The 23,133-nt window shown below is 60.9% G+C and carries 20 protein-coding genes, 1 tRNA gene and 1 pseudogene; 11 read left to right on the top strand and 11 right to left on the bottom strand.

All coding sequences use genetic code 11. The features are described from left to right. Positions 1-136 precede the first annotated feature (136 nt). The 3 genes from AC0T4W_RS07425 to AC0T4W_RS07415 all read right to left on the bottom strand — a co-directional run bounded on the left by AC0T4W_RS07425 (position 137) and on the right by AC0T4W_RS07415 (position 5,032). Positions 137-1,696 carry an FGGY-family carbohydrate kinase gene (locus tag AC0T4W_RS07425; RefSeq protein ID WP_476318098.1) on the bottom strand — a complete coding sequence of 520 codons (1,560 nt, stop codon included), beginning with the start codon at positions 1,694-1,696 and terminating at the stop codon, positions 137-139. 154 nt (positions 1,697-1,850) lie between these two features. Next, positions 1,851-3,434 (bottom strand): glycerol-3-phosphate dehydrogenase/oxidase, encoded by a 1,584-nt coding sequence (locus tag AC0T4W_RS07420; protein WP_476318096.1) that lies wholly within the window; start codon positions 3,432-3,434, stop codon positions 1,851-1,853. A 2-nt stretch (positions 3,435-3,436) separates the two neighbouring features. Next, positions 3,437-5,032: an FAD-binding oxidoreductase gene (locus tag AC0T4W_RS07415; protein WP_476318093.1), complete on the bottom strand. Its 1,596-nt coding sequence runs from the start codon at positions 5,030-5,032 to the stop codon at positions 3,437-3,439. A 139-nt stretch (positions 5,033-5,171) separates the two neighbouring features. On the opposite strand from AC0T4W_RS07415, the gene gliR reads away from it, so the two are divergent. Continuing rightward, entirely contained in the window at positions 5,172-6,194 is a 1,023-nt protein-coding gene (gene gliR, locus AC0T4W_RS07410) for an AraC family transcriptional regulator GliR (RefSeq protein WP_476318090.1), read from the top strand. Positions 6,195-6,361: 167 nt separating this feature from the next. On the opposite strand, the gene AC0T4W_RS07405 is transcribed toward gliR, so the two are convergent. Both AC0T4W_RS07405 and moaB read right to left on the bottom strand, forming a co-directional pair. Then, positions 6,362-7,576 (bottom strand): molybdopterin molybdotransferase MoeA, encoded by a 1,215-nt coding sequence (locus tag AC0T4W_RS07405; protein ID WP_476318088.1) that lies wholly within the window; start codon positions 7,574-7,576, stop codon positions 6,362-6,364. After that, positions 7,573-8,112, bottom strand: coding sequence for a molybdenum cofactor biosynthesis protein B (gene moaB, locus AC0T4W_RS07400; protein ID WP_476318085.1), 540 nt, complete (start codon positions 8,110-8,112; stop codon positions 7,573-7,575). Before moaB ends, AC0T4W_RS07405 begins: the two co-directional genes overlap by 4 nt. 421 nt (positions 8,113-8,533) lie before the next feature. Here moaB and AC0T4W_RS07395 point away from each other — a divergent pair, with 421 nt between their 5' ends. Both AC0T4W_RS07395 and AC0T4W_RS07390 read left to right on the top strand, forming a co-directional pair. Continuing rightward, positions 8,534-8,755 carry a YgdI/YgdR family lipoprotein gene (locus AC0T4W_RS07395; RefSeq protein WP_476318082.1) on the top strand — a complete coding sequence of 74 codons (222 nt, stop codon included), beginning with the start codon at positions 8,534-8,536 and terminating at the stop codon, positions 8,753-8,755. A 143-nt stretch (positions 8,756-8,898) separates the two neighbouring features. Further along, positions 8,899-8,975 (top strand) — tRNA-Pro (locus tag AC0T4W_RS07390). Between the two features lie 50 nt (positions 8,976-9,025). Here AC0T4W_RS07390 and AC0T4W_RS07385 read toward each other — a convergent pair. From AC0T4W_RS07385 to AC0T4W_RS07370, 4 genes are all read right to left on the bottom strand, one after another. After that, on the bottom strand, positions 9,026-9,904 hold the full coding sequence (locus AC0T4W_RS07385) for a chemotaxis protein CheW (protein WP_476318079.1): 879 nt from the start codon (positions 9,902-9,904) through the stop codon (positions 9,026-9,028). Between the two features lie 48 nt (positions 9,905-9,952). Continuing rightward, positions 9,953-10,195, bottom strand: a complete 243-nt coding sequence (locus AC0T4W_RS07380) for a glutaredoxin family protein (RefSeq protein WP_476318075.1) — start codon at positions 10,193-10,195, stop codon at positions 9,953-9,955. 50 nt (positions 10,196-10,245) lie between these two features. Further along, positions 10,246-11,400, bottom strand: coding sequence for a DUF5610 domain-containing protein (locus AC0T4W_RS07375; RefSeq protein ID WP_476318072.1), 1,155 nt, complete (start codon positions 11,398-11,400; stop codon positions 10,246-10,248). Positions 11,401-11,563: 163 nt separating this feature from the next. After that, entirely contained in the window at positions 11,564-12,772 is a 1,209-nt protein-coding gene (locus tag AC0T4W_RS07370; RefSeq protein WP_476318069.1) for an ammonium transporter, read from the bottom strand. A 376-nt stretch (positions 12,773-13,148) separates the two neighbouring features. Here AC0T4W_RS07370 and AC0T4W_RS07365 point away from each other — a divergent pair, with 376 nt between their 5' ends. The 7 genes and pseudogenes from AC0T4W_RS07365 to AC0T4W_RS07335 all read left to right on the top strand — a co-directional run bounded on the left by AC0T4W_RS07365 (position 13,149) and on the right by AC0T4W_RS07335 (position 20,108). After that, positions 13,149-13,466: an ElaB/YgaM/YqjD family protein gene (locus tag AC0T4W_RS07365; protein WP_476318066.1), complete on the top strand. Its 318-nt coding sequence runs from the start codon at positions 13,149-13,151 to the stop codon at positions 13,464-13,466. 12 nt (positions 13,467-13,478) lie between these two features. Continuing rightward, positions 13,479-13,862, top strand: a complete 384-nt coding sequence (locus AC0T4W_RS07360) for a phage holin family protein (protein WP_476318063.1) — start codon at positions 13,479-13,481, stop codon at positions 13,860-13,862. Continuing rightward, positions 13,859-14,212 carry a hypothetical protein gene (locus AC0T4W_RS07355; RefSeq protein WP_476318056.1) on the top strand — a complete coding sequence of 118 codons (354 nt, stop codon included), beginning with the start codon at positions 13,859-13,861 and terminating at the stop codon, positions 14,210-14,212. Before AC0T4W_RS07360 ends, AC0T4W_RS07355 begins: the two co-directional genes overlap by 4 nt. 147 nt (positions 14,213-14,359) lie before the next feature. Next, a pseudogene (locus tag AC0T4W_RS07350) lies at positions 14,360-14,577 on the top strand (EAL domain-containing protein); the annotation flags it as partial. Between the two features lie 76 nt (positions 14,578-14,653). Beyond that, positions 14,654-15,985 carry a deoxyguanosinetriphosphate triphosphohydrolase gene (locus tag AC0T4W_RS07345; RefSeq protein ID WP_476318053.1) on the top strand — a complete coding sequence of 444 codons (1,332 nt, stop codon included), beginning with the start codon at positions 14,654-14,656 and terminating at the stop codon, positions 15,983-15,985. Between the two features lie 3 nt (positions 15,986-15,988). Beyond that, positions 15,989-17,059 carry an FUSC family protein gene (locus AC0T4W_RS07340; RefSeq protein WP_476318050.1) on the top strand — a complete coding sequence of 357 codons (1,071 nt, stop codon included), beginning with the start codon at positions 15,989-15,991 and terminating at the stop codon, positions 17,057-17,059. A 97-nt stretch (positions 17,060-17,156) separates the two neighbouring features. Further along, positions 17,157-20,108 (top strand): HD domain-containing phosphohydrolase, encoded by a 2,952-nt coding sequence (locus tag AC0T4W_RS07335; protein WP_476318048.1) that lies wholly within the window; start codon positions 17,157-17,159, stop codon positions 20,106-20,108. A gap of 202 nt (positions 20,109-20,310) precedes the next feature. Here AC0T4W_RS07335 and AC0T4W_RS07330 read toward each other — a convergent pair whose 3' ends face one another. After that, positions 20,311-20,652, bottom strand: a complete 342-nt coding sequence (locus AC0T4W_RS07330) for a YggL family protein (protein WP_476318045.1) — start codon at positions 20,650-20,652, stop codon at positions 20,311-20,313. 234 nt (positions 20,653-20,886) lie between these two features. Here AC0T4W_RS07330 and dacB point away from each other — a divergent pair, with 234 nt between their 5' ends. Further along, a complete protein-coding gene (gene dacB, locus AC0T4W_RS07325) occupies positions 20,887-22,335 on the top strand; it encodes a D-alanyl-D-alanine carboxypeptidase/D-alanyl-D-alanine endopeptidase (protein WP_476318042.1) in 1,449 nt (482 codons plus the stop codon). Positions 22,336-22,549: 214 nt separating this feature from the next. On the opposite strand, the gene AC0T4W_RS07320 is transcribed toward dacB, so the two are convergent. Next, positions 22,550-23,023, bottom strand: a complete 474-nt coding sequence (locus tag AC0T4W_RS07320; protein ID WP_476318040.1) for a MarR family winged helix-turn-helix transcriptional regulator — start codon at positions 23,021-23,023, stop codon at positions 22,550-22,552. Between the last annotated feature and the right edge of the window lie 110 nt (positions 23,024-23,133).

Below are 23,133 nucleotides of genomic sequence, written 5' to 3'. Positions count from 1 at the left end.
TTTTGAAAAACGTGGCGAGGCAGCCAGATAAGACACTACGCCAGCAACAGCCTGCGGCTTGACCGATGCACAGCAGACCGTAAACAGGTGCTCAGCGGACATTCGTGGCCGCGTGTCGGTGCAAAGCCTGGGCGCGTTACGCCGGGTAGCCGGTGATTTTGCGAATGGCCTGATACAGCGGCTTAAGCTGCTTGTACATGCGCTGATAAACCTGCGTGTACAGCTGCTGATAAGTGCGCTGCGCCTCGGGGTTAGGCTCGAAAACCTGACCAACCCGAGTCATCGCGGCAATCGCCGTGGGGTAATCTGGGTGCAAGCCCAAGCCCACCGCACAGTTGATCGCCGCGCCCAACCCGCTGGTTTCATACAGATGCGGACGCTCGGCAGGCAGACCGAAGATATCGGCGGTCAGCTGCATCGCCGCATCGCTCTGCGAGCCGCCGCCGGATACGCGCAAGCGGGTGATGCGCGTGCCGGAACGCTTCTCGATCTTCTCCTTGCCCTGGCGCAGGGCATAGGCCAACCCTTCCAGAATCGCTCGATAAATATGCGCACGGGTGTGCACGTCGCCAAAGCCGATGATTGAGCCTTTGGCCTCCAGCCCTGGTTCGCGGATGCCTGGCGACCAGTAGGGTTGCAGCATCAGGCCCATGGAGCCGGCGGGCACGCTGTTGACCAGTTCATCGAACAACGCCTCAGGCTCGACGCCCAGTTCCTTGGCGCGTTGCATCTCGCGCAGGCCAAACTCCTGCTTGAACCAGCTGACCATCCAGAAACCGCGATAGATCATCACCTCGGTATTGAAGTGGTCGGGAATCGCCGAGGGGTAAGGCGGAATCAGCGGGATGGTTTCCAGGTACTTGCTGCGGGTGGTGTTGATGGTCGCCGTGGTGCCGTAGGACAGACAGGCCGTGCTCGCCTCCACCCCGCCAGCACCGAGCACCTCGCAGGCCTTGTCGGCACCGGCGGCAATCAGCGGCAGCCCCTCGGGAATGCCGGTATGGCGGCTGGCCGCCGCACTGATATGCCCCAGCAGCTCACCCGGCTTGCACAGCTGCGGCAATTGCTCACGGCGCACCGGCATCGCTTGCCATTTCCAGTCACCCGGTTTGGCCCACTGCAGGCGCTTGTAGTCGAACGGCAGGTAGGCCACGCAGCTGGTCAGGGAATCGACAAACTGACCACACAGCCGGTGAGTGAGAAAGCCCGAGAGCAGCAACACCTTGTGGGTATTGGCCCAGATTTCCGGCTGGTGCTGCGCGATCCAGTTGACCTCGGCCTGGGCGCGGAAGTAATCCACCGTGGCCTGCAAACCCGCCAGTTTGAACAACCAGCCCCAGGGCCCGGTGATCCGCCCTTCGACCTTGGCCTGGCGCTGATCCAGCCAAAGTATGGCCGGGCGCAGCGGCTTGCCCTGGGCATCAACATTGATCAGGGTGCCGCGTTGGGTGGTGAGCGACACTCCCTTGATCAGGCTGCGGTCGATATCCACCTGCTGCCACAACTGAGCGCAGGCCTGGCCCAGGCTGGCCCAGTAATATTCAGGGTCCTGCTCGGCCCAACCAGGCTGCTTGGAGTAATAGGCCTCAAGCTCCACCTTGCCCTTGCCGAGCAGGTTGCCCTGAAGATCGAACAACAGCGCCCGGATGCTTTGGGTTCCGTTGTCGATGGCCAGCAGGTAGCTTTTGTCGCTCAAGACGCAATCCTTCTGGTTGTAGCCGGATGCAATCCGGGATAGTCGCTCCCGGATTGCATCCGGGATACTGGCTGATGGGTATCGCTGCGCTCAACCCATCCTACGGTCGCACACAAACCAGCTGGGTAGGATGGGTGGAGCCTGGCGATACCCATCAACTCCCTTCCGGCAGGCTGTAACACTGCTGCCAGAGTTGCAGGTACGCCTGCTCTTCCTGCTGCCAGCGCCCGTCACTCCACCCCAGCCGGGTCTGACATAGCGCGCGGATACGCGGTAATTCAGCGGCAGCACCCTGAGCCAGTAGCAAGCCAAGACGAGTGCGGCGCAGCAGCAGGTCATCCAGGTGCAGCACCAGCTCCTGCTCGGCGGCCCAGGCCAGCTCGGCCCAGAGCGTGTCCGTGCCCGCCACCTGCTCGACACCCAACTCGTCGATCAACGCCAGCAATTGCGGCAGCGCCCGGCCATAACGGCCAATCAGGCGCTTCTGCTGCGCCGGGCTGAGCATTGGCATCGGCTGGCTGGGTACCGGCGCAAAGGTCGCCGCGCCTTGATCCTCTACAGTACGCCCGACCATGGGGGCGCAGGCCTGCAGTACCTCCAGCGCCAGCAGGCGGAAGGTGGTCAGCTTACCGCCGGCCAAGGTTACGCAGCCGGGCTCAACCCATAGTGCATGCTCGCGCTTTTCATCCGAAGGCTTGCGCCCTTCACTGCCATCCGTGACCACCGGGCGCACCCCGGCCCAGGTCGATAACACATCTGCCGCGCTAATACCGACAGCCGGAAACTGCTGAGCACAGGCCGCCAGCAGGTAGCCCATTTCATCCGGGCTGATCCTCGCTTCTTCGGCCAATGGCGCCGGGTGATCCAGATCGGTGGTGCCGATGACCGTCGCGCCTTCCCAGGGGAAGACAAACACCGGACGTTTGTCCGCCGCGTGCATAAAGCTAAAGGCATGCGCCACCGGTAGCCGCCAGGCCGGCACCAGCAGATGGCTGCCGCGCAACGGACGGATATGTTCTAGCCCGATTTTTTGCCGTAACTGATCAGCCCAAGCACCGGTAGCCTGCGCCACGGCGCGGCTATTAAAGCCGTAGCGCTGCCCTGTTTCGCTGTCTTCGGCGAGCAGGCCGGTCACCTGCCCATCCTCGCGCCGCAGCTCGACCACGCGCATGCCGTTGAGCGCTTCACCGCCCTCGGCACGGGCCTCACCCAGCACCCGCTGCACCAGGCGCGCATCGTCAGTCACCGCATCAAAAAACCGCGTACCGCCCAGCAGGCCGTCTTCCTTAAGGCCAGGCGCCAGATAGCGCAGTTGCTGCAACGGGTAGTACAGGTGATTGCGCTTGCCGGCCAGGGCGTCATACAACGCCAGCAGGCCGCCGAATACGCGAGGGCCAGGAAAGCCGTCCTGGTAATGGGCCATGATAAAACTCAAGGGTTCGACCAGCCCCGGCGCCTCCTGCAGCAGACGCTGGCGCTCGCGCACCGAATCACGGGTCAAGCCAAACTGGCCTTTGGCGATATAACGCAGCCCACCGTGGACCATCTTCGAGGAACGACTGGAGGTGCCCCAGGCAAAGTCGCGCTGTTCCAGCAACAGGCATCTCCAGCCGCGCCGCGCCGCTTCACGCAGAATCCCGGCACCGCTGATGCCGCCGCCGACGACGATCAAGTCCCAGTCGCGGGCGGCAAGCCCAGGCAGTGCCTGCTCACGCCAGGCGGCGTTCCACTGAGTCATCATCAATCCTGCAGCAGCACGCCGGGAGCCAGGCGCTGTTCAGGGTCGAAATGCCCGGCCAGCGCTTTGAGGGTGGCCATGCCCAACTCGCCCTTTTCCACCGGTAAATAAGGCGCATGATCGCGACCAACACCGTGCTGGTGGCTGATGGTGCCGCGATTTTCCGCGATGGTCAGGCTGGCGGCATGCTTGAGTTTCTGCCAGCGCGCCATGGCCTCGGCATAAGTGCTGCCGGGACGGAACACGTAGGTGGTGTAGATGCTCGACCCTTCGTTATAAACGTGGGATAGGTGAGTAAACACATGCACCTGCTCGCCCTCCTCACTTAGGCCATTGCGCAGACTGGTTTCGACCTTGTTCAGCAGGCTGTCGACGTTGCTCCAGTCGGTGGCGGTTTCCAGGGTGTCCACCGCATAACCGGCTGCCCACAGGCCGTGGCGCAGATAAGGGAAACGGAAGCGGTTTTCTGCCCACTTCTTGCCCAGCAAAGTGCCGGTAAACACGCCGTCAAAACCCTTCAGCAGTTTCTTTGCCTGTTTCAAGGAGGCGGCGTTCTGCGTGCGGCTGCCGGTCACGCCGAAGGTCAGCATGCACTTGCCTTCGCGCGCGCCGCGCAGGGCCAGGTATTTCTCCAGCCAGGCGATCTGCTGCGGATGGCCGGCCAGGGCCAGCTGAGTCTTGGTTTCGATAGCGTTGGACAGGCGCAGCATCGACAGCGGCACCCGCGCCTGGGCCAGGCTGCGAATGGCGCTCAGCGCCTGCTGCCAGCTGGGCAGAAACACCGCATAGAAATTTTCCTGCTCGGCCAGGCGGGTGATACGCACCTTGACCTCGGAAATGATGCCGAAGCGCCCTTCCGAGCCCATGAGTATCTCGCGTAGATCAGGGCCGGCGGCGGATGCCGGGAAAGTTGGAATCTCCAGGGTGCCGGCAAAAGTCTCGACCTTACCGCCAGCAAACAGCTGCTCGATGCGCCCGTAGCGCAGCGACTGCTGGCCGCTGGAACGGCTAGCGACCCAACCGCCGAGGGTCGACAACTCCCAGGACTGCGGGAAATGACCCAGGGTGTAGCCCTGGGCGCGCAACTGGCTTTCCACCTGCGGGCCTGTGGCACCGGGGCCGAAGGTGGCGATCAGGCTGTCGTGGTCGATTTCGATCAGCTTGCCCATGCGTTCCAGCGACAGGGTCAGCACCGGCTTGATGCCGACCTGAGGGTTGATATGCCCAGCCACCGAGGTGCCGCCGCCGTAGGGAATTACGATCAGATCCTGCTGGCTGGCCCAGGCCAGCAGCTCGCGGATCTGCTCGGCGCTCTCCGGATAAGCCACGCCATCGGGAAACACGCCAAAATCACCCGAGCGCATCGCCAGCCAGTCCGGCAGGCTCTGGCCACGGGCATGGCGCACGCGGTCTTCGGGCGCAAGACAGATCAGCGGATGGGCCTGCAGACGCGAAGCCGGCACCTGGGCCAGCACCTGTTCCAGGCTGGCATCGGCAAGCAACTGGCCAGGGCCGACCAGTTCGGCCAGAAAAGCCTCGCCATGGGCCGGCAGTTCCACCACTGTTGCTTCATCACCCCAGCCATTCCAACGTCGCATCTGTGTCTCCCGGATATTTCAGTCACCCTCGATGGCTGCCTATACTAGCTGGCTGCCCAGGAGCGTCACTGTCGAATCGGGCCAGGCGATATCGCCAATCAAGACATTCAGAATATGCACTCAGAATAAGAATAGGCCCATGGAAAACCTCGGCTACACCTCAGTCCCCGCCCTGCTCAAGTATCTGCGCCATGCCGAACAGTTGGGCCTGGATATCGATCAGGCACTGGCAGCCGCCGGCATCAAGACCGAGGACCTGGCCGACAACGGCAGGCGCATACCCAGCGAAACCCACGAACGCTTGCTTGCGCACTTGCTGCGCACATCCAATGACCCGCTCTTCGGCCTGCATTGCGCCCGTTTTGTGCAGCCCGGCTCCTGGAGCGTGCTGGGCTATATCACCATGAACTGCGCGACCCTCGGTGAGGCCATGAGCCGCATCGTGCCTTACGAAAAACTGGTGGGCGATATGGGCATCAGCCGGGTCGAGGCGGCCAGCGACCACGTTCGCCTGATCTGGACCTGCCGCCATCAGGCCGAACCGATCCGCCGCCATCTGGTGGAAAACGTGCTGGCCTCCTGGCTGCTGTATGCACGCTGGATCTCCGACTCGGACAGTTCACCGCGAGAGGTGTGGTTCGAACATCCTCTGCCTGAGGGTGTCGAGATTGCCGAGTACCAGGCGATTTTCGGCTGCCCGATTCATTTCGAGCAGAGCTGCAATGCCCTGATCGTGCCGCTGGAGTACCTCGCCGTGCCGCTGCGCCAGGCCGACGCCAACCTGCTGCGCACCCTGGAAGAACACGCCCTGACCCTGATGGCCGGGCTGGACGACAACGAGCCGCTGCCGCAGCGAGTAAAGAACGCCCTGCGCCTGCTGCTCAAGGATGGTTTGCCGCGCAAGGAACGGGTGGCGGAGAAATTCAATATGACGGTGCGCACCCTGCAACGTCATCTGCAACTGGCCGGCACCAGTTACCAGCAGATTCTCGATGAGCTGCGCCAAGAACTGGCCGAGCACTATTTGCTGCGCAGCGACCTGGCGATTCAGGATATCGCCAGCTACCTGGGCTTTACCGAGTCGCGCTCCTTCCACCGCAGCTTCAAAGGCTGGACCGGGCAGACCCCAGGGGAATTTCGCGAGAGTCGGCGCAATACGTAGGATGGGTGGGCCCGCCTAGGTTAGCCGCAGGCGCCATCCATTGGGCAACATGGGTATCGCTACGCTCAACCCATCCTACGCGCAGACCTCGGGGTCTTCGCGAGAACCGGCGCAAACAGTAGGATGGGTTAGCCGCGCAGCGGCGTAACCCATCATTGGCCATATGCCTAGCCGAGAATTTCGCTTAGCGGAATAAACCTTAGGCTATCGCCTTCGACCAGCGTTGCACCCTCCAGCACCTCAGCAAAGCCCTCAGCCCAGGCGGCGCTTCGCAGCACACCGGAGCTTTGATTTGGGTAAGGCACCACCCTGCCATCTTCCAGGCGCGCGCGCAGGTATTCGCGGCGCTTGCCAGCTTTACTCCAAGCGAAACCGGCCGGCATCGGAAAGCCCAGGGGCTCGACCCGCTGCACACCCAAACGGCGCAGCAGGTAAGGCCGCGCCAGCAGGCCGAAGGTCACCAGGGTCGAGGCCGGATTACCCGGCAGGCCGATCACCGGTACGCCACGAAACTGGCCGCAGGTTAGCGGCTTGCCCGGCTTTATCGCCAGCTTCCACAGCGCCAGCTCACCCTCTTCGCGCAGGGCAATACCAAGAAAATCCGCCTCACCCACCGACACGCCGCCGGTGGAGAGAATCAGGTCAACATCACTCAGCGCGCCCAGCGCCGCACGGGTCAGTTCCAGGTCATCGAGCAGAATGCCGCCGTCCACCACCTCGCAGCCCAGACGCTGCAGCCAGGCAATCAATAAGCGGCGATTGCTGTTGTAAATCTGCCCAGGGCCCAGGGGCTGGCCCGGCTCGACCAGCTCATCACCCGTGGACAGTACCGCCACGCGCGGTCGCCTACGCACAGTCAATTCAGCGCAGCCCAGGGATGCAGCCAGGCCCAGTTCGATCGGACCCAAACGCGTGCCCGCCAGCAGCACAGAATCGCCAATACGGGTTTCCTGGCCCTGGGCGCGCACGTTCTGGCCGAGTTTGAGCGGCTGGCTAAAAGCAACGCGACCGTCTTCACCGAGCACAGCGTTTTCCTGCATTTCTACGGTGTCGGCACCCGCTGGCAACGGCGCGCCGGTAAAGATCCGCGCGCAGCTGCCGGGCTGCAAAGGCTGTGGCGCGCTGCCGGCCTGGATGCGCTGACTAACGACCAGAGGCTCGTCATTCCAATCGGCCAGGCGCAGGGCATAACCGTCCATGGCGCTGTTGTCCCAGGGGGGCAGATCCAGGGTGGCAGTCAGCGGTTTGGCTAGCACCCGGCCAGCGGCGTCGCTCAGGTTGACCCGCTCGGTTTCCACAATCGCGCTGGCCTCGGCCTGCGCCAGCAAACGCGCCAGCGCAGCCTCAACGGGCATCAGCCCTGGCTGGTCACAACTGCTCATCCACGGCTCTCGCAGGCGGCCACCGACTTGAGATGGGGGACGAAGTTGCACGGGCGATGACGGTTATCCAGTTGCTCGCCAAGGATGCCGTCCCAAGCGGTGCGGCAGGCATTGGTCGAGCCCGGCAGACAGCACACCAGGGTGCCGTTCGAAAGCCCCGCCAGGGCGCGGGATTGAACGGTGGAGGTACCAATATCCGCCACGGAAATCTGCCTGAACAGTTCGCCAAAACCATCGACCTGCTTGTCGAGCAAACAGCTCACCGCTTCCGGGGTGCTGTCGCGACCGGTAAAGCCGGTGCCGCCGGTGATCAGCACCACCTGTACCTGGTCTTCGGCAATCCAGGTCGCGACCTGGGCGCGGATCTTGTACAGATCGTCCTTGAGCAAAACCCGGGCAGCGAGCTGGTGGCCGGCGGCCTGCAGGCGGTCGACAAACAGCTGGCCGGAGGTGTCGGTGCCCAGGTCACGAGTGTCACTGACGGTCAACACCGCGATATTCAAGGGCACGAAATGTGCCTCGGCCTTGTGGTTCATGGCAGGCTTCCAGTTATGGGCGATAATGCCCGCCGTTATACCACAGGCCCGTTTTCGTAGACCGTGTATAACCGCCCCAGCCACCCTGCCCCGCTGTTCTGTTTTGCTGCTCTCAGGCGGGCTGGTGCGCGCGCAGTCGTGGTGCGCCAAGGCGAATTTTTCGAATCGCTGTTCAGCGTTATTACCCGCGCACTGCATGCTGGCCTGGAAATGGCCTGGCAAGTCGGCGAACGCAGCCCACAACGCTGGTTACGCGGTCTTAATCCATTGACAGTGGAGTGCCCACTCGGTGACCCTCGCCTGGCTAACTTCAACACGCCCGATTTGCTGACGACACGCGAACACACATCGACAAGGGAACTTGGCCGGTGAATTTTCGTCACAAGCAGGGTAAAAACCTCTACCAATCAAGGAGAAACCCATGACTCAGCGGATTATTCCAGCAGTGCTGCTTACCTTGGGCCTGGTCGCGCTGACAGGTTGCGCGTCCCCAACAGTCATTACCCTCAATGATGGCCGTGAAATTCAGACCATCGACGAGCCGAACTTTGACGAGGAGTCGGGCTTCTACGAGTTCGAACAACTCGATGGCAAACGCGCCAAGGTCAACAAGGACCAAGTGCGTACCGTCAAAGAGCTGTAATGAAGATAACCCAGGCGTTGCCAGGCAACTTTTGCCCAGCGCCTGGGTTCTGAGCGATACATTCAAAGTGCTTGGCCAATAGAAAAAATTTGAAACCAACCGCTTGTGCGGTAAAACTTTCTCAGTAAAAATCTTGACCCATTCGGAGTGTAGCGCAGCTTGGTAGCGCGTCTCGTTCGGGACGAGAAGGTCGCAGGTTCGAATCCTGTCTCTCCGACCACTTCCCTAAAAAACCCGCTTAATCGCGGGTTTTTATGCCTGTGAGAAAGCCTATTGCAAGCTTTCAAACGCATGCACCAACGCCTTGCTCAGGTCCACGGTGGAGAACTTGGTCAGCACATCATTGGCGCCGACTGCCTTGGCTTTTTCGGTGTTCATGATGCTATCGAGCGAGGTGTGCAGCAGCACATAGATCTGCCCGATATCCGGCTTCTTGCGCAGTGTGCGTACCAGGTCGTAGCCGTCCATTTCCGGCATTTCGATATCCGATACCAGCACCTCGATGGGCTCCCCGGCGTCGAATTGCCTCTGCAGTAGCTCAAGTGCGTCGGCGGCGCTGCGCACCATTTGGCAATCCAATGCCAGCTTGCGCAGGGTAATCATGGTCTGATGCAGCGCCACATGGGAGTCGTCCACCACCAGCACACGGCGCCCCTTGAGCAGCGCGCGTTCGCGCTCTGAGAGCATCTGCTCGTCGAGCTCCTCGACGATCATCGGCGCGAGTTCATGCAGAACTTTTTCAATATCAAGAATCTGCACAATCTTGCCGTCGATCTGCGTCACCCCGGTAATAAAGGCTTTGCTGCCGGAACCTGCAGGCGGCGGACGAACATCGCGGGTATAACACTGCACGATGCGTTCCACGCTTTGCACATGCAGGCCCTGACGCGAGCGACTAAGTTCGGTGACGATCAGGCAACCGTCGTTGTTGCCGGGCACACCGTGCTCGCCGATAGCTTTGGCCAGATCGATCACCGTCAGCGCCGAACCGCGCAGGGTGGCCACGCCCCGCACGTGGGGATGGCGACTGGGCAGTTTGGTCAGCGTCGGACAGGGAATGATTTCCTGGACCTTGAGTAGGTTGATCCCCAACAAGCGGCCGCTATGCAAACGAAATAACAGCAGCGATAAGGCATCTCCAAGCACCATGCTCTTTTTCCTTTACTCAATCATTAACCGCCGCACACCCGTCAAGCATCAGGCGCTACGCAGGAATTCGACAATCTGTTCGGCTTCGAATGGCCAGTTCAACTCGGCCCCGGTATCGCTACGGCGCAGTACCGGAATACGCAGAGCGTAGTCCTCGACCCAGTGCTCATGCTCGGCAATATCGACCAGTTCGACCAGCAGGCCGTGCTCGACAAAAGGCATCAGCAGCGCTTCTGCCACCTCACAGAGGTGGCAGCCGAGCGTACCGAACAATTGGCATTCCGGGAGCATCTGCATACCTCCACTGACGACTGAAGGTGCAGTTTAGCACTGCCCCTGAATCAGGCGTCGGAGGACTTGCTGTTATCCAGGGCGGGGTTGAGCAGGCTCTGCAGACCATCAAGCAAACGGCTGTTGAGCTGCTCGGCCTTGTCCAGGCGACCGCTGTCGAAACGCTCATCCAGCGAGAAGCCGCCTTTGAGCAGATCCAGCAGACTACCCTTGCCGGTGCCTTCTTCAGCCACCTGATTGACGCTGCGTAGCGCCTCGAGCAGGCCCTGGGCGTAGTCGATCAACGAGCTATTGACCGCGCTGGCAGCCTGGCCGCCGTCTTGCGCCACGGCGCTGTAGGCATCGGCTGCCTGACGCACAGTAGTTTGCGTCAACCGCAGGGACATGGACGCCAATTGCTCGCCGTCCATATCCAAGGCCATGGCGCGGTCGAAGGCGCCGGACAGATCGCCGGAGTAGAACGTGTCGGACAGCTCCTGCACCTGGCCGAAGAGTTTCTCTAGCGCAGCGCGCTCTTCGTCATCCAGCTCGCCTTCAACGCTAACCTGCCAGGCGCCAATCTGCACACTGCCAGACTGGCTACTGGCAACCACCGAGCTGCCGTTACCATTGCTACTGGCCACTACTCCCGTTTGCGAATAGCTGGCCGAGGCCTGAGCAATGGAAATACGCAGGCGATCACCATCACGGGTGGTCACCTCCATATCAAAGGTTTCCGCTTGGGCTGCAAAGCGCTCGCTGGAGGCGGTGAGCTTGGTCGAGCCCTCAACCAGCGCGGCATCAGGATTAAAGCGCTTGTTCAGGTCGTTAAAACCGTCCTGAATTTTCTGGTAAGTGTCGTCGATATCACTCGCCACCTTGCCTTGCAGCACGCCCATACCGTCGAGAATCTTGCGCGCCTCGGCGAAGCCCTTCTCCACGCCACTGCGGGCCTGACCGAGGAACTTCTGTAGCTTGTCGGTATCGGCACCGGCGGCTTGCTCACTTTGCAGGCGCTGCTCGATAAAACTGAGAATGCGCCCGGCAACTTTTTCCGGGGTGTAGTCATTGGCCTTACCGGCCAGCGCTCCTGGCTCCAGCCCAAGGCGTTCGGCCAGACGATTGGCAAGGACTGCCTGCGCGTCAGCAGCATTGCGCACAACCGGTTGAGCAGTGGCGGAGGTAGGACGTGATGCGGAGGATAACTGTGGGGCCAGGGGGTTCATGGCAAAGTTCCTAGGCGGTGTATCTGACTGGTTGGCGGCCGTGTGAGGTGAAACTTTAGCCTAGCAGCGAATAACCCGATCAACGGCACCTACCCATGCTCGAGCGACTGCGGCAACAAAAAAGCCCGGAACAGTCCGGACCTTTTGTGTTGCCGCGTAGCTATTAATCCTGGCTGACAGCACCAATCTTGTGCACCGAGAGGTCGGCACCGTAGTACTCCTCCTCCTGGCTCAGGCGAATACCCACGGTGGCTTTCAACACACCGTACACCAGTACACCGCCAATCAAGGCTACCACCACGCCCAGCGCGGTGCCGATAAACTGACTGGCCAGACTCACGCCACCCAGACCGCCCAGTGCCTCTTGGCCGAAGATCCCGCAGGCGATACCGCCCCACACGCCGCACAGACCATGCAACGGCCAGACGCCGAGCACGTCATCAATCTTCCATTTCACCTGGGTCGCGGTAAACGCCCAGACGAACAACCCACCAGCAATGGCGCCCGTGACAAGTGCACCCACCGGATGCATCAGGTCGGAGCCTGCGCACACCGCCACCAGACCAGCCAGCGGGCCGTTGTGCAGAAAGCCTGGGTCATTACGGCCAACAACCAAGGCCGCCACCGTGCCGCCCACCATCGCCATCAGGGTGTTGACCGCCACCAGGCCGCTAACGCTGCCCAGGGTCTGCGCGCTCATCACGTTAAAGCCGAACCAGCCGATGATCAGAATCCACGAGCCCAGCGCCAGAAAGGGAATATTCGACGGGGCAAACGCCACCAGACGCCCATCGCGATAACGCCCATCCCGGCGCCCCAGCAGGATTACCGCGCCAAAGGCCAGCCAGCCGCCCATCGCATGCACCACCACCGAACCAGCAAAGTCATGGAAGGTTGCGCCAAACTGCGTCTCCAGCCAGGCCTGCACGCCGTGGTTGCCGTTCCAGATCATCCCCTCGAAGAAGGGGTAGATAAAGGCCACAATCAGCACCGTGGCACACAGCTGTGGGCCGAACTTGGCACGCTCAGCAATACCACCGGAAATGATCGCCGGGATGGCTGCTGCAAAGGTCAGCAGAAAGAAGAACTTCACCAGGGCGTAGCCGCTGCCTTCAGTCAGCACACTGGCCGGTTCAAGGAAGGTCACGCCATAGGCGATCCAGTAGCCAACAAAGAAATAGGCCAGGGCCGACACGGCAAAGTCGGAGATGATCTTCGACAAGGCGTTAACCTGGTTCTTCTGCCGCACCGTGCCCACTTCGAGAAAGGCAAAGCCGGCGTGCATAGCCAGCACCATCACGGCGCCGAGCAGAATAAACAGGGTATTGGAGCCGTGAATCAGGGTTTCCACAGCACTGTTGATGTTTTCCATCGGCAAAGAAAACTCCGTCGTGGGAAAAGCACCAAAACGGATCAAAACCCAACAAATGCGCACCATACAGCAGCATTTATCGCAATCCGCTTTACCGAGACAGGGTTTATTTAGCACCAAGCCGGTGCTCACCAAACCTTGCCTCGAGGCACTTATTCCATAGTTATTAATGACTTATTGATGCACCACGGCGTCCTGGCCAGAACCCTTGCAGCCCCATAAAAGAGCGTACTTGCAAGAGCGCGCACCAGCGCAATGCAAGCGCTGTACCAGCAGATAGGCCAGCAGCATCCGCAGCGCGCCGAAGAAAAAAGGAACCACTGCCCCACAGAGGACTCGAACCCCCTACACTGCACCGTCACTAAGGAGAGACACCATGGCTCGTAAGACCCCCGTATCGTCCAGCTCGGATCAATTACTCGACGAGTTTCAGGCGCTGGTGCGCGACACCGAAAGCCTGCTGCAGCATTCCGCCAGCATCGCTGGCGAACAAGCCGAAGAGCTGCGTGAGCAGATCCGCAGCAGCCTGGGCCGCGCACGCAACACCCTGCATAATGCCGAAGACGCTCTGCATGCACGCGGCAAGGCCGCTATTGAAGCCACCGAAGGCTATGTGCAAACTCACCCGTGGCAAACCCTCGGCATTGCGGCCGCCATTGGCCTGCTGCTGGGCATGCTGATTACCCGGCGCTAAAGAGAGCCTTTAATGGATGCAACATCGCCTACCCCATCAAGTCGTGGCAGTTCGCCACGGCGATTTGCCGGCGCCTTGCTGGGGTTGCTGCAGGGCCACATCGCGCTATTTGGCGAAGAGCTTAAAGAGCAGCAAAGCCATACTGTGAGCCTGCTGGTATTAACCAGCCTAAGCCTGTTGTTCGGCCTGCTGCTGATTATCGGCCTCTCCGCCGCGTTGCTGATTGCCTTCTGGGATAGTCACCGCCTATTGGTTATCAGTGCTCTGTGCGCCGTCTATGCCCTGGGCATGCTGGGTGCACTGATCACACTGCTGCAGCGTGTCCGCAATGCACCTGCGCCTTTCAGCGCCAGCCTTGAAGAACTGGCCCGCGACCGTGAGCAACTGCTGCCATGACTATGCCCGACCTACCCGCCAAGGCCTCGCGCCGCGAGCTGCGCAAAACCCTGCTGCGCATGCGTTTGGAAATGCACCGCCAGGAACTGCGCCACGAAGCCCTGGTGATGCTGCAACCACTGCGCCAGGCGCAACACTGGCGCAATCACTGGCGCGAAGAAATGGGCAATAGCAACGCACCACTCTGGGTCGCTGGTGGCGCACTACTACTGGCCACCATTGGCATCCGCCGTGGCCAATGGCGACGCTGGCTGCGCATCGCCCTGGTCGCCTTCCCGCTACTGCGGCGCAACCCAGCGCGTGCGAACACACCGACGGGCACGACCAAAGAAACCCACGCAGGGGATTAAACTGACCACGATTTTGCTTAGACACTTAGCTACACCGCCCAGAGGGCGTTTTGCTGGCTAAGGAACTGCGCAGTGTTAACCCCCCCTTGCGGCTGCACATCTTCCAATGCAACCGCCAACCTGAAGTAGCGCGAACACATCTGGCATAGTGATGCGCGTTATGTCGGGAATAACGGGGCCTGGCGGCCGCACTTCTATCAACTGCTGGCAAAGACTGGCAAAGGCTAGAAAGGGCGCCGACTGATTCTCTCCAGCACCTACTGCGACGCCACCACCGACCAGAACTGCCTGATTGCCTGACTGCCGGGCAATTTATCGACAACGGCAAACGCCTGCTGCTCGATATCGACGCAGCCGGGTATTGACACAGCAGCACCTTGCATCGCTGGCATAGAACCCCGAAGCTAGCAGGCATTAGCCAGGTAACGGCGAGGATCTACCTTGGATTGGCAAACCCTGCTCAACCGTGAACGACTCGGCAAGCCGACGCACAGCGTCGCCGAACTGGGCCGCACCCCGTTTCATAAAGACCATGACCGCATCATTTTCTCCGGCGCCTTTCGCCGCCTGGGGCGCAAGACCCAGGTGCACCCGGTGTCGAGCAACGACCATATCCACACGCGCCTAACCCACTCGCTGGAAGTCAGCTGCGTCGGCCGCTCCTTGGGTATGCGTGTCGGTGAAATGATCCGCGATGCCCTGCCGGCCTGGTGCGAGCCCAGCGACCTGGGCATGGTCGTGCAATCGGCCTGCCTGGCCCACGATATCGGCAATCCGCCTTTCGGCCATTCTGGTGAAGACGCCATTCGCCACTGGTTTCAGCAGGCCGCCGGGCGCGGCTGGCTGGATTCGATGAGCGCGGCTGAGCGAGGCGACTTTCTCAGTTTCGAGGGCAATGCCCAGGGCTTTCGGGTGCTCACCCAGCTGGAATACCACCAGTTCGACGGCGGCACGCGGCTGACCTATGCAACGCTGGGCACCTACCTGAAATACCCCTGGACCGCTCGGCACGCCGAGGCACTGGGCTACAAGAAACACAAATTCGGTTGCTACCAGAGCGAGTTGCCACTGCTTGAGCAGATCGCCGGCAAGCTCGGCCTGCCGCAACTTGAAGAACAACGCTGGGCGCGTCATCCACTGGTCTACCTGATGGAGGCGGCGGACGACATCTGCTACGGCCTGATCGACCTGGAAGACGGCCTGGAAATGGAGCTGCTCGATTACAGCGAGGTCGAGGCGCTGCTGCTCGACTTGGTGGGCGATGACCTGCCAGAAACCTACCGCCAGCTCGGCCCGGACGATTCCAAGCGGCGCAAGCTGGCGATCCTGCGCGGCAAGGCCATCGAACACCTGACCAATGCCGCCGCCGAGGCTTTTGTCGAACAGCAGGATGCCCTGCTTGCCGGCACCTTGCAGGGCGACCTGGTCGAGCATATGCACGGCACCGCCAAGCGCTGCGTGCAGAGTGCCAAGGACATGGCCCGACAGAAGATCTTTCAGGACAAACGCAAGACTTTGCACGAGATCGGCGCCTACACCACCCTGGAAATTCTACTCAATGCCTTCTGCGGCGCGGCGCTGGAGCAGCATGGCGGACGCACGCCGTCCTTCAAGAACCGGCGTATTCTCGACCTGCTCGGCAACAACGCGCCCGACCCCAACTGGCCGCTGTACCGCTCATTCCTGCGCATGATCGACTTTATCGCTGGCATGACCGACAGCTACGCTACTGAAATGGCCCGCGAAATGACGGGCCGTTCAAGCCCGGTATAAGCCATGAATAGCCTACTGCGACAAACCTTCAGCTGGCATGCCGGCCCGCCTGCCTGGGGCCCGGCGATGGTCGCCGGCTTCGGCTGCGCGCTACCGTTGCTGCTTGGTTTGTTCAGCGCTCATCCGGGCTTTCTGTGGGCCTCTGCGGGTGCCTTCCAGGCGGCCCAGGCCAACCCGCTGCACCGCCTGGGTATGCTGCGCATGCTGATGCTCTGCGGCCTGGGCGCCTGCAGTGCAGGGCTGGGCTTCTGGTCGGCCGATCATCCCTACGCAAGCTTTTTTATCTTCGCCGCATTTGGCTTTCTGCTCGCCTGGCTGCAACGCTTTGGCAGCGAAGCCGGCAAGCTGGGCATCGGCCTGGCCATCTGCCTGTGCCTGGGCCAAGGCCAGCAAGGCCTGGGCTCGCTGAGCAACCCCTACGCCATCGCCATGCTGTTTATCCTCGGCGGGCTCTGGGTAATGCTGCTGGCCTTCGGCCTGCGCGGTATGCATGGCCTACGCATGTGGCCGTACATGCCGCGCTTTATCAGCATCTTCAAAGTACTTAAACGCCACGCCAAACGCTTGCCACAACAGAAATGGCGCCTGCATGCGCTGGGCTGCACCCTGGCATTCGCCCTTTCCGGCCTGATCGTCAACCTGGCCGAACTGCACCGCGGCTACTGGCTGACGCTGACCGTGGTCACCACCTTGCAACTGGATTTTCAAGGCAGCCTGGTACGCGCCGTGCAATCGATAGTCGCCAGCCTGGCTGCGGCCGGGCTTCTGATTCTGCTCGGCCATAGTATGCAGAACCCAGCGCTGATGGTCGCCACAGTGCTACCACTGATAGCCCTCAGCCGCGCCCTGCAAGCCAATCATTACGGCCTGTTTGTGCTACAGACCACGGTGTGTTTCGTGCTGTTGGCCGAAAGCCTGGCGCATGACTGGCAACTGCCGCAGGTGCGTCTGTTCAACAGCCTGATCGGCGTAGCCCTGGCCCTGCTCGTAGCGTTGCTGGTGTATGGCCTGGAACGCTGGCTGGAGCATCGGCACAACCTGCAAAAAGCCAAGCACAGTACAGGCCCAATTTAGAGCTGCTGCAACACAAAACCTGCATCCGCGCAACGGCAAAGCGCGTGAGGCTCCACTATGCTTTGCGCTTGGCCAGGGCACACAAGGGCATGCGCGGATGCAGCAGACAGCAAAGTCTAAGGCAAGGTCTAAGGAACGACGCTTTTCGCTTCACATCCATATCAGCGCGCTGTTCACTCTACTGCTGCTAGGCTCGGGAGTGGTGCTGGGGTTGTTCAATTACCAGCAGACCAGCAACATCATCCTCAGCAGCAGCGACCAGCTGTTCAGCCAGATGCGCAAGGAAGTCCAGGCGGATCTGCGCAACACCTATCAACCGATTCGCTACATGCTCAACCTGCTCGCGCGCAACGAGCAGATCAATGGCCGTGACCGCCATGAACGCATGATCATGCTGCCGATTTTCAGCCAGGCGCTGCGCGACAACCCCAAGCTTGCGTCGATTTATGTGGGCTATGGCGACGGCGGTTTCTTTATGGTGCGGCCGCTGCGCAGCGAGAAACTGCGACAGATTTTCTTTGCCCCCGACAATGCCGAATATCAGGTGTGGAGCATCGACCGCATCAGCGAACAGCGCCTGGACTCCGAATACCTGTTCTTTGACGCGCAGCTGCAGCCGATCAGTCGCCGGCAGAACCTCAAGGAAACCTACGACCCGCGCAACCGCCCCTGGTACCAGGGCGCACAAAAAAACCAGGAACACTTCACCACCGCGCCCTACGCCTTCTTCTCTACCGGAGAAATCGGCACCACCATTGCCCGCAAAAGCAGCGAAAAAACTGTAGTGGGCGCCGACCTGACCCTCGACGACCTCTCCGCCACCCTGGCCGCGCACCGCCTTACGCCTTCCACCGAAGTAGTGCTGTACAGCCCCGATGGCAGCGCGGTCGCCTACCCGGACAGCACGCGCCTGGTGATCCCTGGGGCGACACTGCAATTGGCGCAGGTCAAGGATCTCAGCCCGGTACTCGCCGAATTCCTCCGCCTGGGGCTCAATAAAGATCGCCAGGGCACCGTGCGTCTGAACAAGCAACGCTGGCAAATCGCCTACAGCCAGTTCGCTGAAGGCGGCCCGCAAGGGCTACGCCTGGCCTTACTGGCTCCGGAAAGCGAACTGCTGGCCGATGCCTACCGCATCCGCTGGCAGGGCGCGGTATTGACCCTCGGCATTCTGCTGCTGTGCATCCCGCTTGGCTGGCTGCTCTCCAACATTCTGGTCAAGCCGCTGCGCCTGCTGGTAGGCGAAGCCGAAGCCATCCGTAGCTTTAATTTCGATTACCCGGCCAGCGGCCGCTCCTTCGTCAAGGAAGTCGATCAGTTGGCGGTGTCGATGAGAAAGATGAAGGACACCATCTCCAGCTTTCTCGATATTGCCGCCACGCTTTCGGCGCAAACCCGCTTCGATGCCCTGCTGCGTCGGGTGCTGCGCGAAACCATCGACCTCAGCGAAGCCAGCGGCGGCCTGCTCTATCTACGCGACAGCAGCAGCGGCCGCCTGGAACCGCACGGTCTGTTTATTAACGAGCTGGAGCACAATCTGGAAGAGCACCGCATCCCGAGTTTCGACCCAAGCGATCCCGCCCTGCCCAGCTGGCTCGCGCAGACGGCAACCGGCGGCCCTAGTGTCACCGTGTCGCTGGGCTTCGAGCATGCGCAGGGTTTCCAGAGCCTGCTGCACAGCCTCGACAGCCCGCGCGCGCACTTGGTCTGCACTGGCCTGCGTAACCGCCAGGGCCAGACGTTAGGCGTATTGGTTTTGCTGCACCGCGACACCGGTGATGAAGCAGACCTGGCCATGCTGCGCCCCGAACGGATTGCCTATGTCGAGGCCGTCTCCGGCGTAGCCGCGCTGTGCATCGAGAGCCAGCGCCTGCTTGATCAACAGAAGAAACTGCTCGATGCCTTTATCCAGCTGATCGCCGGCGCAATCGACGCCAAAAGCCCCTACACCGGCGGGCACTGCCAGCGCGTGCCGGAAATCACCCTGATGCTCGCCCGTGCGGCTGAAGCAAGCGAGGACGCTGCATTTCGCGACTACCAACCCAGCGAAGAAGAATGGGAAGCGCTGCATATCGCCGCTTGGTTGCACGACTGCGGCAAGGTCACCGTGCCCGAGTACGTGGTGGACAAGGCCACCAAGCTGGAGACCATTTACGACCGCATTCATGAAGTGCTCAAGCGCGATGCCTGGATCAGCTATTGGGAGAACCTCAGCCAAGGTGGCGATGCCAGTAATCTAAGTCAGCAGCGTGATGAGCGACTCGCCGAACTGGATGATGAGTTTGCCTTTATCGCCCGCTGCAACCTGGGCGGTGAGGCGATGGCCGAGGCTGATCTTGAGCGCCTGCACAGCATCGCTGCACGCACCTGGACGCGCACCCTGGATGATCGCCTGGGGGTGTCCTGGGAAGAGAACCTGCGCCAGTCGCGCACACCCGCGCAGCCGTTGCCGGTTCAGGAAGCGCTGCTCAGCGACAAAGCCGAACACCTGATCGAGCGCCCCGAAAGCGAGCTGATCAGCGACGATAACCCCTGGGGCTTCAAGCTGGACGTGCCGCACTACAAACACAATCGCGGCGAGGTTTATAACCTCAGCATCGGTCGCGGCACTCTGACTAACGAAGAGCGCTTTATCATCAACGGCCATATGGTGCAGACCATCCGCATGCTCAGCCACCTGCCCTTCCCGCCACATCTGGCCAACGTTGCCGAGATTGCCGGCGGCCACCATGAAAAAATGGACGGCACCGGCTACCCGAAACGCCTGAAACGTGAGGACATGAGCCTGCCGGCGCGGATGATGGCGATTGCCGATATCTTCGAAGCGCTGACTGCCGTGGATCGCCCCTACAAGAAGGGCAAGCTGCTGTCCGAATCACTCACTATCATGGCGGGCATGTGCAAAGGCGCGCACATCGACCCCGAGTTGTTTGGACTGTTTGTGCGGGAAAAGATCTACCTCAGCTACGCCGAACGCTTTCTACGTCGCGAGCAGATTGATCAGGTCGATCATGCTGCGCTGCTGGCCAAGGCTGGCCTGAGCGGCTAACAAGGAATTACGGAAGGGAAAAGCAACAGGGCATGCGCGATGCATGCCCTGCTTACAGGTAAAAAGCCGATTCACGATCTCGCGAGCTAGAGTCAGGCAAGGCGAGAATGGCCGAGGGAGCGGAGTTTACGTGAGGTAAATGAGCATCCCGAGGCCATTTTCAACGCAGCCTGGCCGACGCGCAGCAGATCGTGAACGGGTCTTAGGCCTGATTGATCGAATTGTCTGGGTACCAGACGTCAATCAGCGGGCTGGCGGTGAAATCCACCAGCTCGTCACGGCCTTTAAGCCAGGCTTCAACAGCGGCGCGCTGCTCTTCATTGACCGAGCCACGCTTGGCCAGACACACCAGACCGAAGTCATCGCCGCCGACATAGCCCAGGCCGTTAGCGACCATGGCATCACGCAGGAACTGCTCAAGGAAGCTGTCGATGGCATCATCGGCCAGGTCTTGCTTGAAGTTCAGGTTCAGCTCAAAACCCAGCTCCTGGAATTCATCCACGCAGAGTTTTTTGCGCAGACGGCGGGAACGGTTAGTAGCCATGGAACAATCCTCAAAAGTGATAACGCGCGGCACTCTAGCAGTTTCGCGGCCTGCGTGCCCGCCTGGAAGACGACAGGTCGCTCGATAACCCGCAGAAAAGCCCGGCCAATCGCATTTACTGCCACTCAGGCGCAACTGTCTTGGGGCATAATTGCCAACACTATCTCAACCCGCGACGGTATCTCCTTACATGCCTCGCGTCACCTTTGTCCCTCAGCTGGAGGGTAGCCGCCCATGATCAAAACCCTGCGTCACCTGGCCATCGCCGGCTTGTTATTGCCCGTTTGCCTACCACTGGCAGCCGCCACGAGCGGTATTTCAAACAAGGTTCAACAATCGCTGAAAGCCAACAAGATCAGCAGTCAGTCGCTGTCGGTCGCCACCGTGCCGCTCAACGGCCCCGGCAGCAGCACCTTTTTCAATGCCGATATCTCGATTAATCCAGCCTCCACCATGAAGCTGGTTACCACCTATGCAGCCTTGGAACTGCTCGGCCCTACCCACCAGTGGAAAACCGAATTCTTCACCGACGGCCAACTGAAGGATGGCGTGCTCAACGGCAACCTGTACCTCAAGGGCGGCGGCGATCCCAAGCTGAATATGGAAAAGCTCTGGCTGCTGCTGCGCGACCTGCGCGCCAACGGCGTGCAGCAGGTCAATGGCGATCTGGTGCTCGACCGCAGCCACTTCGTGCAACCGCAGCTACCCAGCTTCAATGACGATGGCGGCGACGCCAACAAGCCATTCCTGGTCGCCCCCGACTCGCTGCTGGTCAACCTCAAGGCGCTGCGTTTTATCGCTCGCACCGAAGGCGGCAAGGTGCATATCGCTGCCGAGCCGCCGATTGCCACTGTCCGCATCGACAACCGCGTCAAAGCCCTGCCAGCGGCCAAATGCCCGAGCTGGCCGGATGTGCGCTACAACCCGGTGACCGAGTTCGACGGCACCACGGTGATTGTCAGCGGCCAGCTGGCCGAGGGCTGCAGCTCGCAGACCTACCTGTCGCTGCTTGACCACCCGAGCTACGCCGCTGGCGCCATCCGCGCCATCTGGCAGGAACTGGGCGGCAGCATCATGGGCAAGGATCGCCTCGCCCCGGTGCCGGAGAAAGCCCGCCTGCTGGCCCGCGCCTACTCGCCGGACCTGGCCGAGATCATCCGCGACATCAACAAATACAGTAACAACACCATGGCCCGGCAGCTGTTCTTGAGCCTCGGCGCGCAGTTTCGCAACTCCGCCGACCAGGACGACAGCAAGGCCGCGCAACGGGTAATTCGCAGCTGGCTGGCACGCAAAGGCATTACCGCGCCGCACCTGGTGATGGAGAACGGCTCCGGGCTTTCACGCGCCGAAAGGGTTAGTGCGCGGGAAATGGCCACCCTGCTGCAAGCCGCCTGGAAGAGCCCCTACGCCGCCGAGTTTATGGCCTCACTGCCGCTGGTAGCGATGGACGGCACCATGCGCAAACGCCTGCACCGCACCCCGCTGGTGGGCGAGGCGCGGATCAAGACCGGTACGCTGAACAACGTGCGCGCCATCGCCGGTTTCAGCCGCGACAGCAATGGCAACAGCTGGGCCGTGGTGGCCATCCTCAACGACCCACGCCCGTGGGGCGCCTCATCGATTCTTGATCAGGTGTTATTGGATCTTTATAAGCAGCCAAAACTTAGCGCCAAACGCTGAGCGGCGCTGCAGGCACACAAGGCGATGCAACTGCTGGCTCTCATCAAATAAAAAATAATTTATTGTTTTATACAGAAATTAAATCCGCACAAAGACCTGTAGGAGCGGGCCATGCCCGCGAAATCCATCGCGGGCATGGCCCGCTCCTACAAGTTGCCTACAAGCCGATAGACACGATTGCCTACAGTTTGCCGCGCGACAGCACAGCGTCACCCTATTCCATCTCCCCACACAGCTGGGCCGCACGTAACAACGCGGCGGTCAGGCTGTGGCGCTCCCACTCCTCCAACCCGGCAAAACGCTCGACAAACTCCGGCGGCAGCAAGCTCGGCGCTTGTTGCAGCAGCGTGCGGCCCTGTTCGCTAAGCAGCAGCCACTGACGACGGCGATCCTGATCATCGCGCTGACGTTGCAACAGGCCCTTTTCTTCCAGCCGATCGAGCATGCCCGACAGAGTTGCTGCCGTCAGGCTGACGCGGCCACTCAAGTCGCTGGCCGTTAGGCGTTTCTCACCCGCCAGCACCTGCAGAATCAGCAATTGCATCGGCGTTAGCCCACCGAAGCGGCCGAGGCGTTTGGCATGCACCTCACCGGCTTGCTGCAAGCGCCGCAACGCCTGAAACAGTGGCAGTTCGAAGGCTGAAACAGATGACCAATCTATTTCAGTAGAAACTTTTTTATCCGCCATAAAAGCCTTTTTAATTCGATATAAAACTTTGACATAAAAGCATTATTTTGTTTTGGTGTGAAAAGGTTAGGCAGCCCCAAACCACTCCCCAACGGCAATACCGGTAAGGA

This window comes from Pseudomonas sp. C7.1 (genome assembly GCF_056312395.1).
This window is presented reverse-complemented; position numbering and strand designations above follow the sequence as displayed.